The sequence below is a fragment of the Sphingobacterium prati genome, assembly GCF_013167215.1.
GTDB classification, from domain to species: Bacteria; Bacteroidota; Bacteroidia; order Sphingobacteriales; family Sphingobacteriaceae; genus Sphingobacterium; species Sphingobacterium prati.
In genome coordinates this window covers 153,861-167,042 of the sequence record NZ_JABJWY010000037.1, presented here as the reverse complement: position 1 = coordinate 167,042, position 13,182 = coordinate 153,861, and the positions used below count along the sequence as shown (strand labels likewise).

Sequence of the window (13,182 nt, the reverse complement as noted above, 5' to 3'; positions counted from 1 at the left end):
CATTAAGTTTATCATGTCATATAGTGAACATCCTCATTCAAGTTAATTTAATTTTCAGGGTATATCCCAAGGCGCTGCCATGCAATTTTTTCGGCAGGCTGAGATGCAGTCCTTCTTTATCCTGACGAAAATTGACTTTGCCTGCCCCTAAGATCTCGACAGATCGGATCTTAGCTTTATTTCGGTTTAAACTACGTACCCTTACTTTTCCATCACGAGGCGCTACCATCGCAAATGCATATACAACACCCTTTTTTTGGGTAAACCAAAAGTCGGACGCTGTGAAAGCAGCTTTAAATCCTTCCCTTTCCCGCTGTTCGGTATCTGTAATCTGGATTGTTGTAGGTCCTTCACGCTGTATTACCCAAGTTGTGCTGTTGAATACAGCTTCCTTATTGGTTTGAAGCCAGTCTCCCAATATACTAAGATTTTGCTTAACCTGTTCAGCGATCTCCCCCTTTGCATCAGGTCCAATATTAAGCATGTAATTTCCTCCTTTACTGCAGATCTCCAAGAGCCAATACCGCAGCTCATCAATCGACTTCCAATCTTGATCGTAGGATTTATAGCCCCAGGAATGGTTGAATGTACCGATGGCTTCCCAGGGACTGCTGAACGCTTTGTTATCCACTGGAATACGATTATCACCCGGAATGGCATAATCTCCCATACCATTGCCAATTCGTTCGGAGACGATGACCTTTGGATTGATGTCATAGACCGTTTTGTAAAAACGAAAACTCTGTTCCTCGGTCATCAATCCAGGCATGTCAAACCAGATATATTTTAATTTTTTGAAACGTTGTAAGATTTCCTGAACCTGTGGAATAGCCTTTTCATTCAAGTAGGAAGCAAAGGAATTGGCACTGGGGTCCCAAAGGTTTGCCCCAAAAGCATCAGTTTTTTTGTCTAGCATATCATGCTGTGCTTTCGTTACAGCATACTGTGCGTCACTACCGTCTTTCCAATCAATATTATGGGAATAGTATAGGCCAAAGTCGATCTCATGTCGTATACAGGCATCATACAGTTCCTGAATCACATCTCTTTTGAACGGCGTGGCCTGCACAACGTTAAAGGTACTGATCCGGGAGTCATACATGGTAAAACCATCGTGGTGCTTACTCGTGACCACCAAATATTTCATTCCTGCATTTTTTGCCATCTTCACAATTTCGTCGGCATCAAATGATCCCGGATTAAATTGCTTCGCTAGATCCGCGTAAGTGGACCGTGGAATTTTGGCCACCAACTGGATCCACTCGGCCACACTCGGACTTCCCAAGGTTTCTATTTTTTGCCCCTCCCAAACGCCTCCCGGAATTGCATAGAGTCCCCAATGGATAAACATGCCGAATTTTTGATGTCGAAAATCGGCTAGGGCTGCGGCCTTCTGTACATTCATCGCTTTCCATTCCTGCATCATCCGCTGTTTTGATTCATCAACATGTTTGCGCCAGCGCATCATTGCTTCCAGGTAATAATAATCTGCATATACCAACGGCACATCGATCTCCCCTTTATGCGGGATGCTGCCAACACTGTGTTTTAAAATGAAAAAACCATTTTCTCCGACCTTGCTGGAATACTTCGCAGAGCCTAGCGACTGCAGGATCGTTTCGGCCAGCGCCAAGTAAGTATGCTGCTGTTGTGGCTGTACATAATCCACCAGTTCAAGCAGTGCCGAAGCTGTTATTGCAGCTGCAGAGGCATCACGCGGTATGGTCTGAAAATCAGCTTTTCGATAATCCCACTGCGGCATAAAGCCAGGCTGATTGACATCAAAATCCCAAAAGGGTATTTTATCGGCAGGTAGTCGCGGATGGTTGCGATAAAAATCTGCCATCTTTACTGCGGCCTCCAAATATTTTTGGTCTTTCGTTTCGCGGTACATCACCGTAAAACCATACAGTCCCCATGCCTGACCTCGTGCCCAAGCAGAATTGTCCGAAAAACCCTGCGCTGTTTCCCGACTCAATACTCGGCCGTTGTCCGGATCATAGTTGACTACATGATACGAACTAAAATCCGGACGATACTGATTTTTCAGGGTAGTCTCGGCATGTCTGATCGCAACATTACGATAGATTGGATCGCCAGAAAGTTTCGAAGCCAGAAAAAGCAGCTCCAGATTCATCATATTGTCAATAATGACCGGAAACTCATAGGTATGTTTACCGTCCCAGGAAGGAAATACGTCCCATGATTTAATAGCACCTACCTTGGGATTGAACCGTGTCAGCAAGGATTTAGCACTCTGGATTAAAATCGCTTTGAACGTTGTATCACCAGTAAGCCGATAGGCATTGCCATAACTGCAATTCATGACAAAACCAATATCGTGGTGATTGGTATTGAATTGATTTTGACGTAATGAATTCGTCCATTTTAATGCTGCGTTCCGCCAATTATCGTCACCGGTATAGTCAAAAACAAACCAGAGACAGCCCGGCCAAAAACCGCCGGTCCAATCCCGAATATCCGTAAAAGTTGTTTTCCCATTGCGATCTGCCGATCGCGGATATTTACTCAGGTCATTATGATCTTGATACAGTAATGCATACTGTCGTTCGGCTAAATCAAATCCTTTTTTTACGATATCACTTGTATCCGCACGCAGAAGAAATGGAGAAAAAAAGCTCAAAAAATAAATAACGTATAGGCTATATCTAAAAACAATCATATTAGGTTCAGTTTATATCGAACCGAGAAAAGCCTAGATAGCGCTTTCCCCGGTCTTATTATACAAAAAACTAGTCGATCCAGCCCGGATTTTGCACCAGGTTCACGTTCATCTGTATTTCTGAGGTCGGAATAGGCCATACGTTCAAGAAGTCGCCTTTATAGCTATAATTTCCGACATTTGTCCCCCAGACCTGCTTACGTCCATTGCCTGTCTGAAATACGGTCGTTTTCCAGGTTCCCCAGCGCAATTCATCGAAATAATTGATTCCTTCATTCGGAAACTCGACACGACGTTCATTGCGAATACGCAGGCGTAAGTCATCCTTCCCCCCAACAGCCGTTGCAACATTTGAATTTAACAGCGCGACGCCAGCTCGTTGCCGTACTTCGTTGACTTTTGCAATGGCCTCATTCAATTGCCCATCTTCATTTAACGCCTCAGCCCACATCAATAAGACATCAGCATAACGGAAAATCGGAAAATCGATAGGGCCATAATTGCGATCGACAATCTCATTGACTCCTTCCGCAACAAATTTTCGGTAGAAATAAAAGAAATTGATCTGTGTATCACTCTGAATATCGCCATCTGCCTGCGCCTGTCCACGAAATGGCCAGCGCATAAATTGAAGGCTTTCCACATTGGTAAAATTATAGGCGCCCCTAAAAGTCGAATAAGGCGTCACGACATTGGCCTGCAAACGAGGATCACGGTTTTCATAGGCTTTTTTGATACGCTCTTCATTACCTTGCGGCAGATATAGGCTCATCTTTGCTCCTCTCAATGCCGCAGCCGCTTTCTCGGCCTCCGTGAGGTTGTTGCGTAGAAAAAAGACCTCCCTTTCATTTTCCGTTAAACTATTGTATCCGGGAATGATTTTATCCCAATCAAATTTAGAACCGTCATTATTTTCATAGAGATCGACCAAATGTGGCGAAGGCATGTAATAATTCCAGCCCCGCGAATAGACTGAGGGCCAACCGCAAAACAATTGCATGTTATTTCCATAGCCTGACTCACTCCGATGCTGAATGGAAAAAATCATCTCAGGACATTGCTCATTGGCTTCCTTAAACAAAGCTTTATAATCAGCGAAGAGTGTATGTCCAGCATCTTTTACTTTTTGAAAATCAGCTGCAGCCTTTGCCCAATCTTTTCGATAGAGATACACTTTACCCCGTAAGGCATAAGCAGCCGCCTTTGTTGCATGTCCATAATTCGCATTGCCCGCGGGATAACGATCCGGAAAATTAGTTTCCGCAATACAATCGTTCAAGTCAGCCAATATTTGATTCCAGACCTCATCTTCCGAACTACGTCCTTTGATGGCCTCGACCGCCGTAAAAGGTTCAAGGTAAATAGGTACGCCTTTGTAGAGTTGATTGAGTCGAAAGTAAAAGTAAGCACGTAGAAATTTAGCTTCGGCTATATATTTAGCTTTCTTTTCTCCTGTTGAAGGCGACTTTATGGGAATATTCTTCAAGGCGTCGTTTGCCCGCTGAATACCTTCGTATTGGATCTTCCAGACATTCATAAATAAGGGATCTCCAGCAGTGATGGTCCCTGTCAATAAGGGCTCATCAAAACGTGCTTGCCCAGTATAGGAGAAACGGTCAAATTGATAGAGCTCATAAGGCGAAATCAGTCCGCTATGCCCCATTAAGAGTCGAAAGGAACTATAGATTCCCGCAACGCCCAAATCTGTTAAATTATCGGTTGTCCACATCGTTGCCGTGGAGACCGATGAATACGGAGAGGTATCCAAAAGATCTTTTTTACACCCCACTATACTTGTTAGCAATACAATCGCCAGAATTTTTTTCATCTTTTTCATTGTTCTCATTCGGATTAAAAGGTAAGATTTAGACCCAGTGAATATTGGCGCATCGTTGGATAGTTTACAACAGAAGAGTTGATCAACGAGGGGTCGTTGCTTGCCGGCCCAATTTCCGGATCCAGTCCCGGGAACTTGGTCCATGTCAGCAAGTTTTCGCCAGCTAGATAAATCCGGAGTTTAGCGATCGAGAAACGGCTTGCTAAGCTTTCAGGAAGGGTGTAGCCTAACTGAAGGTTTCTCAGCTTCACAAAAGAAGCATTATACAAGTAATAATCGCTGGTACGTCCATTCTGTGCATCAGTCACACCTTTTAAGCGTGGATAATAACCATCGATCCGATTGTTGGGATCCGCGGGATTCGTAAGATTATAATAATAATGGTCGTTAGCGACCAATGCCGGTACCGATTTACCCTGCGCGACGATGGATGAATTGAGATAAAGTTCATTCCAATAATACGACATGCCTGAAGAAGCGGACCAGATCATAGACGCATCAAATCCTTTATAGGCCATGTTGATAGTAAGACCATAATTGAATGCCGGTGTTGCTCTTTTGCCCATAAACTTTTGGTCATACACATTTCCATAAATTCCATCCCCGTTCATATCCGAATAAATCAGGTCACCATACCAGATCTTGGTAGGGTCTATGCCATCGGCAGGCTGAAACAAATAGCCTGCTGCGACCATGGCCTTTAACCAGGCCATATCCTGCTCGGTGCGGATCATACCATCGCGCGGCCCGCCATTTTTATCAACGGAACCATCCGTTAGAAAATGGTTTCCTGATCCACGGTACACATTATACAAATAGAATTCATTGATTTCGTGCCCTTCCAGAATCCGCTGGTTTACCCCGTTGGAAACCATACCGATATTTGACTGATAAACCCGATTACCTGCGGCATCAGTGACATAGCCCTCCGACAATGCCCCTTTATATTTTTCTACCTGATTGGTATTATAGGCGAAGTTGGCTGATATTCCATATTTAAAATCGCTGATTTTATCTTGATACCCCAAAGTCAATTCAATCCCCCGTTTGCTGACCTCGGCAATATTCATCGTTGCTGCTGTAGCCGTCCCTGTTGTCGCAGGAATAGTCGGGACGTATAAAATTCCATCCGTGTAAGCGCGATAGGCATCAAACTCGACTGTCAATTTATTTTTCAATGCTGTCGCTGTAAAGCCAACATTTGTCGTGGTGGTCGTTTCCCAGTGCAGCAGGTCATTTCCTAATTTAGTCTGCGCCAAACCACGGACAGCCTGATTATTGAATGAGTAATTTACAGTACCATATGACGGAAGATGATCGTAATTACCCGGAGATGCATTATTTCCGGTTTTCCCCCATGAAGCTCTTAGCCGCAAATCATTCAGAAAGGATTTGAGCGGACTCATAAAAGATTCCTCCGAAATACGCCACCCCGCGGAGAAGGCCGGGAAAAAGCCCCAACGTTTGGCGGTTCCGAATCGCGATGACCCATCGTACCGTACCACCGCTTCAGCGAGGTATTTATTATCGTATGCATAATTGGCACGGCCAAAAAAGGACCGCAAACCGTAATCAAGCTCATCGCCTGTAATGGAACTCATTGTTGTCGCCGAATTAAATGTCGTCAAGTCGGGATGCACAAGTCCCAGTTTGGCCGCACCAATATTATATTGGTTAAAATACTGTTCATTATACCCCAAGATCCCCCCCACATCGTGTTTACCAAATGATCCTGAATAACGCAATACATTATCAATGATGACGTTGTAGCTCTTAGTCATGCCATATTGCGTTGTTATTTGTCCTGACGATAGCGCCGCTGTACTCAATTTGTTGGTTGCAAAATTCCATTTTTCATAAGGAACCTGATGGGAATTGGTTTCGGTGTACGTATGGTTATAATTTACCTTTGATTCAAACTCCAGCCCTTTCATTAGATTTAATTTCGCAAATATTGTGGTATTGAATCGATTGACCTGGTTCTTTCCACCCATCCCATTTAGAAAAGCCAAGGCATTGTTTGCGGTCGCAGATTCTTCGGCAGCAGCCGGGAAACCATAGACACCATTGTAGTAAGGATACACCCCGGGCACAGTTTGGGTCAGGTAGGAATATGCAGTAACCACATCGGCCACACTCAAATTCTGCATATCGCCAAAGGTCTGGGTACCCACAGTTAAAAACTTGGCGACTTTGGACTGTAAGTTTATACGCATACGTATCTTGTCTGCCCCAGTTTCGGGCATCGTCCCCGGGTTGTTGAAATAACCTACTGAAAAGAGGTATTGCGTATTCTCGCTTCCACCGTTTAAGGAAAGGTTGTGGTTTTGTAAAAGTTTACGTTGTCCAAAAAGCACATCGCCCCACTTGGTATTTGGATAAGCAACTTCATTGGGAATACCAAATTCGGTTAACCCCGTCGGATTTCTCTTCGCTTCTTCCCAGAGATTGATCGTGGCATCCGTATAAACAGCAGCCTGTTCCAAATTCTTGAAGCCTTCATTGACAAGGCGCATATGCTGCGCATAATCGGTGATAAATTCGGGTACATTATTTGGCCGTAGCATCGAAACCATACCCGTATAGGACACATTATTTTTCCCTTTGGCACCTTTTTTTGTCGTAATTAAAATAACGCCATTCGAACCCAAGGATCCATAAATTGCTGCCGTCGCCGCGTCTTTTAAAATCGAAATCGATTCCACATCGTTGGGATTGACAGCATCCATGGATCCCACAATACCATCGATCACCACCAAGGGTGAGGTATTGTTTAATGTTCCCTTTCCACGAATAAGGATATTAGCGCCGTCTGCCCCCGGTTTTCCGGTTGTGGTCTGTACATTCACGCCGGCCGCGAGTCCAGCCAAGGAAGACGTAAGCGTAGACGTTGAACGGTTTTCCACTGAACTTCCGTTCACTGTGGATACAGCGCCAATCACATTTGCGCGCTTTTGGCTTCCGTATCCCACAACAACCACCTCATCCAGGCCACTTACCTCCTCCTGAAGTACGATCGTTAATTCGTCATTTCCAGCGGCGACACTTTTTTCCAAGCGTTGGTAGCCAACATTCGAAAATATCAAGGTGCCATTCGCGGCAGGCAACTGAATCGTGAATCTTCCCTCTTGGTCCGTGACCGTGGAGACATTGGTTCCTTTCACCATAATGGTTGTTCCTATAACAGCCTGTCCCTTGCCATTGACGACTTTACCGCCAATGTTCCGCTGTAGGACTTCCTTTCGGTCGGGATTTAGCAGATTTCTTTTGGGTTTTATCACGATTACCTCGTCTTTTTTGACCCACTCCAGATTCAGTGGCGTTACAATGGCGTTTAACGCATCTTCCAATTTGGCATGTTGTATATTGACAGACAAACGAGTCTGGGCCAAGGACTTGCCATTTAAGAAAAAATTGACGCCACTCTGTTTTTGGATATTGCGCATCACCTGGTTTAAGGTCACATGCTTAGCGGTTAAGTTTATGGTCTGCGCATTTCCTTCTGCAAACAGTTGCATGGTGGTCAGCAAGGAAATGAGTACGATCAATTTCATAATCAGTATACTTCGTAAAGTTAAACTCCACGGGTGTAGCCTAACAAATGGATAAAAAATCATATGTTTGTACGGTTTGTATTTATTTATAAATGGTTATCAAAAATTTGCCCTCGGGCAATACTTGTAAGTATATGCATCCAATTCAAGGCAGTGCCCCCCAGCACTGCCCTTTTTTGTCTTACCTATACCCTTCTCCAGCTTAGGTAGAATCCATGATCATTTCTTTTTTCATCATTATTTAAGGTTATTATTGTAATGGTATCACAAATAAGATGTTCTTTTCCTGGCTTTTGCTCAGCTCAAAATGCAGTCCACCTTCTTCCAATACTTCGAGTACTTCCCGGAGTGGCTTGCTCCGTTTTATACGACCATAGAAATGCGTTTGCGGCACTTCGGCTTTGTATCTTACTTCGACATTATACCAGCGACCGATCTGCTGCAATGCGTCCGGCAGCGGTGTTTCGTCAAAATAAAACAGGCCATCTTTCCAAGCAGTGAAGGGTGCTGTATCCACATTTGCAACTCGTATATTCCCGCTATTGGTATTGGCCGATTGCTGGCCCGGCTTCAAGTATATCGGCAGCGTGGCATGATTATCGTTTGATAACTTAACCTTCCCTGTGATTAAGGTCGTCTTGATCATCGTATTTTCAGGATAAGCATTTACATTAAACGCAGTCCCAAGCACCTCAATTTCCTGTCCTTTACTCAGCACTTTGAAAGGTCGTGAATTATCCTTGGTCACCTCAAAAAAAGCTTCGCCCAGCAGGATAACTTTTCGTTCATTTTTGGCAAAGCTCATCGGGTATTTTAAAGAAGAGGCCGCATTGAGCCACACTTTTGTACCGTCAGGTAAAGTAATCTGGTACATCCCGCCCAGCGGTGTGGTTAACTCCAACATAACCTTGCTCGGATCTACTGTCATCCCCTGTTTACCTAATGTGACGGCAGCAATAGATTTCCCATTTTCGTAAGTAATACTTTCGCCCATAACAATCCCAGATGCATGTTTATCGAGCTCCAGAAGTGTACCGTCCGCCAAACGAAGTGTTGCACGGTTTCCGCCAGGCTGTACGATATCCTTCCTTGTATCCTGTATCCCAGCCAGGTTGCTATCCACCTGAACAGGACTCCTCTGCTGCCGCTGGAATACCATTGAAAAAACAAAGAGCAGTAGACAAGCCGCAGCAGTCCAGTAGGGCCATCGTATAGAAAATATGGTTTTCTTTTGCATCGGCACCATACTTTCTGCACCCATATCCGTTATCTCATCGCTATCTTCGGTCCCCCGTTGAATTTGCTCTTTGATGTTTTCAAGCATTATTTTCTGCCTGGATTGGCTCATTTTCTCTACAGAAGAAGGCTGAAGTAAATTAGCGACTATGGCTTGGTCGATGGCATCCTGATCATGGATATCAGCAGTAGAAAGCGCATGCTGTAGCCATTCGATCTCCTCAAGCGAACAGTTCCCTTCTTTATATTTTTGAAGTAATTGGTCTATTTTAGATTTATTGGTCTCCACGCTATGTGTATTTTTAAAGTAAATACACATTACGGGGAATTAAGGTCTGCTCTAAAAAAAATTTTTTTTACTGCGCAGAATGGAGAAGCAGAATCAGTAACAAGGCTGAGAAGCCATTATCCTGCAGCGCACCACTTCGGATAAACTTATTTGCCTTGACAATATGGTCACGAACAGTAGCAATAGAAATACCCATTTCTTCCGCAATCTCCTGATAGCTTTTACCTTCCAGCTTAGATAGCCTGAATATTTTTTGGCGTTGTTTGGGCAATCTGCTCAACAAGTCTTCTACCAAGGCCATGGCCTCCTTTGAATCCAGCACTTTATCAATGGTATTCTCGGATTCCGATGCCCCATAGGCGAGCTGGATCTCAGATTCCATCTCCAATTTCAGCCGTCGTTTGAAATTAAAAGTAATATTACGCGAACAGGTAAACAGAAATGCTGCGAAAGATTGCTCAGGATCTATCTTTGACCTATTTTCCCAAATACGTAGAAAAACATCCTGAAGTAAATCTTCAGCGCTAGTTTCATCTTTTAGAAACTTAAGAATATTGGCGTAAATAATCTGGCTATAGCGATGATACAAAATATCAAAGGCCTGCATATCTCCATGATGGAGTTGGCACAAGAGTTCCTTCTCAAGCAGATTTTGATCGATGTCCATAATTGATTATTCTAGGCATGAAGTTAATTACTTCGCTGCAATAATTCAAATCAAATTTCTGAATCCCAGTAAACTTGTGGTATTTTTTCCTTAATTTGCAGCAGCTAATCCCCCCATAGCTGCGTAATCAATCCATAAACGTATCGATTTTAAAACCATGCAAAATTTCATCTATTTATTTCCTGGCCTCTATGCCCGAACTGCCCAATTTTTAAAAATAGGATTGACTTTGTTCCTAGCGGGCCTGTTTATCTCACCTTCACATGGGCATGCCCAATCCTTAATGCATCCAATTACCCAGATCAATGATGTCAAATCCCAAATCAGCAAAAAGTCCGAACCAGTGTATACTGCATACAAGCAGTTGATTATGCTGGCCGACTCCCTTTTATTGACCGACCATCATGCTGTCGAAGATTTTAGCGTACCTGGTTTCTACAGCGATAAAGAAGGCCAGCGTGCCATGGCAAAAAAACTCCATGCGGATGCTTTTGCGGCCTATTGTACCGCCTTAGCCTATACAATAAACGGTGAGCAGAAATATGCATCCAAGGCCCTATATTTCATCAACTCCTGGGCCACAATCAATAAAAAATATTCTGATTTTGACGGACCCGTTGTACTTTCTTATGCTGGTGCCGGATTAATGATCGCGGCTGAATTACTTAAAAACGATCCTCTTTGGACGAAGAACGACCATGATCATTTCAAAACCTGGACTGTCAAGGTCTATCAAAAAGCGACACATTTCTTGCGCGAAAGACCAAATAATATTGCGGATTGGGCAAGATTTGCTAATCTACTTTCGGCAAATTTTCTTGATGACAAAAAAGAGCTTTCTTTTACAGTAGCCTTAATCAAGGCTGATCTTTTTGAAAAGATCGCAGCGGATGGCCATCTTATTGAAGAAGTAAAACGGGGTGAGAAAGGTTTATGGTATACGTACTTTTCTTTGGCTCCATTGACAGCCTCTATGTGGTGCATATACAATGCCACCGGAGAAAACTTGTTTGCAGCCAAGAAGGATGGAAAATCGATCAAGCAGGCCATAGACTACTTATATTATTACAATCAACACCCGAGAGAATGGCCTTGGTTTAAGAACCCTGATGTCGACATTCCGGACAGGACAGCAGGAGTCTGGCCTTCCAATCTATTTGAAGCCATGAAGGATATTTATCATACATCTCAATTTGATTCGTACCTCTCGATTTATCGTCCAATGGTCTACAAAAAAAATCATTTTGCGTGGACCTTCCCGACACTAATGCCGGCACACTTGCATTCGGACAATACGACCAAGTAACGCATGGAATAAAGCGATCCCTGTCATGACAAAGGATCGCTTTAATTGCACAAAACCAGCGCTTATTTTTTAAACTCAGCAATGCTTAACTCTTGAAATTCCAGCTTTTTATCCCCGACGATACGAATCTTGGTTATTGGCTTATTCGGAAAAAATAAGCTGGTCATTACCGTCAGTCCTCCATCTGCAAAAAGCTCCACAGAGCTCACATCAACATACAAGCTGAAAGACAATGTTCCATTATTCAGTAGGCGTTGCGCCAAAGCGGTTTTAGCGAATTCCGCATTGAAAGACACTTCGCCGGACTTAGAACGATCGATGTAATATGCATTTTGGTCTTCACGATAACCAATGACCAATTCATCACCAGATTCATTCGATAAGATCACTTTAAATGCCTGCTGTTCCAACTTCTTGAGGTCCAAACGGTACGCTTGTGGGAGCTGTTCCTCGAATGAGACTTCCTTCGCTCCGCCGCCATGGTATTTTTTTAAAGGCCGAAATGCAGTTTCAATTTCTTTGGGCGCAGTACTCGTGACGTAGAAAGACTGTCCAACTTTTTCCAAGGATAAAACACGGGGTATAGTTGATGAGGAACGCCACCCTGTCGTGGGTACCACATTAGCATATTCCCAATTGCTCATCCAACCAATCATTAGATGTCTATCGCCTAGATTACTCCAGGTTACGCCAGCATAGTTATCCGGTCCCCAGTCTAACCATTTAACTGCAGTATCATCAGCTTTAAATTGCTTTCCATCAAAATCACCGACAAAATATTGCGTTACCGAGCCACCATTTGGTCCTCCCGGATTTATGCTCACCAATAGAGCCCATTTCGTCTCGCCTTTGTATTTCATTGGGATAAGGTCAGGACATTCCCAGACTCCGCCATGTGCACCCACCTCCTTACCAAATTCGCTTTCCTTATTCCATTCCTTTAAGTTTTTAGATGAATAGAAAGTAATGCAATCCTTGGTTGCTAAAGTCATGATCCAGCGTTGACTATGCGCATGCCACATCACCTTTGGATCTCTGAAATCCCATATTCCCGGATTAGGCAGCACTGGATTCCCCTTATACTTTGTCCAGGTAGCACCCTCATCCAGACTATACGCCAAACTTTGGTTTTCATGTAATCCTGTTTTCCGATCCTCTTCCTGATGATTATGATGGGTAAAAATAGCGACCATCGCACCTTTTCCAAAACCGGCTGTATTATCCTGATCAATTACAGCACTTCCCGAGAAAATAGTTCCTAAACTGTCCGGGTATAAGGCAATCTTTTTTTCATCCCAATGAAGCAGATCTTTGCTGGTCGCATGCCCCCAATGCATAGGTCCCCAGACTGGTTTCTCGGGGTTATGCTGAAAAAAGAGGTGATAATTTCCGTTGATATACACCATGCCATTCGGATCGTTCATCCAGCCCTGCTTGGGCGTAAAATGGTAGATCGGACGGTATTTTTCCTCAGGATCTTTTATTTCTTTCGAACCAACTTGCGCGAATGCTGTACTTGCTATACCTGCAAGAAGCAGCATAGTTCCATATTTCTTTATTTTATTCATAGCTTATTTAGTTTATATCATTTTAGGTTATTTATGTCTGTC

7 protein-coding genes are annotated in these 13,182 nt (G+C 43.6%); 1 reads left to right on the top strand and 6 read right to left on the bottom strand.

Annotated elements, in window-relative coordinates; all coding sequences use genetic code 11:
* Positions 1-37: 37 nt before the first annotated feature.
* From HPC41_RS18690 to HPC41_RS18670, 5 genes are all read right to left on the bottom strand, one after another.
* The gene (locus HPC41_RS18690) at positions 38-2,683 is read right to left on the bottom strand and encodes an alpha-L-fucosidase (RefSeq protein ID WP_172395537.1); all 2,646 of its coding nucleotides are present in this window, start codon (positions 2,681-2,683) and stop codon (positions 38-40) included.
* A 70-nt stretch (positions 2,684-2,753) separates the two neighbouring features.
* Positions 2,754-4,511, bottom strand: a complete 1,758-nt coding sequence (locus HPC41_RS18685) for a RagB/SusD family nutrient uptake outer membrane protein (RefSeq protein WP_172395536.1) — start codon at positions 4,509-4,511, stop codon at positions 2,754-2,756.
* 23 nt (positions 4,512-4,534) lie between these two features.
* On the bottom strand, positions 4,535-8,074 hold the full coding sequence (locus HPC41_RS18680; protein WP_172395535.1) for a SusC/RagA family TonB-linked outer membrane protein: 3,540 nt from the start codon (positions 8,072-8,074) through the stop codon (positions 4,535-4,537).
* A gap of 250 nt (positions 8,075-8,324) precedes the next feature.
* Positions 8,325-9,599 carry a FecR domain-containing protein gene (locus HPC41_RS25720; protein WP_172395534.1) on the bottom strand — a complete coding sequence of 425 codons (1,275 nt, stop codon included), beginning with the start codon at positions 9,597-9,599 and terminating at the stop codon, positions 8,325-8,327.
* 67 nt (positions 9,600-9,666) lie between these two features.
* Entirely contained in the window at positions 9,667-10,266 is a 600-nt protein-coding gene (locus tag HPC41_RS18670; RefSeq protein ID WP_172395533.1) for an RNA polymerase sigma-70 factor, read from the bottom strand.
* 157 nt (positions 10,267-10,423) lie between these two features.
* Between HPC41_RS18670 and HPC41_RS18665 the strand changes: the two genes are divergently transcribed.
* Positions 10,424-11,572: an alginate lyase family protein gene (locus tag HPC41_RS18665; RefSeq protein WP_172395532.1), complete on the top strand. Its 1,149-nt coding sequence runs from the start codon at positions 10,424-10,426 to the stop codon at positions 11,570-11,572.
* A gap of 62 nt (positions 11,573-11,634) precedes the next feature.
* Here the strand turns inward: HPC41_RS18665 and HPC41_RS18660 are convergent, their stop codons facing one another.
* Positions 11,635-13,140 (bottom strand): glycoside hydrolase family 32 protein, encoded by a 1,506-nt coding sequence (locus HPC41_RS18660; protein ID WP_216660827.1) that lies wholly within the window; start codon positions 13,138-13,140, stop codon positions 11,635-11,637.
* Positions 13,141-13,182 lie beyond the last annotated feature (42 nt).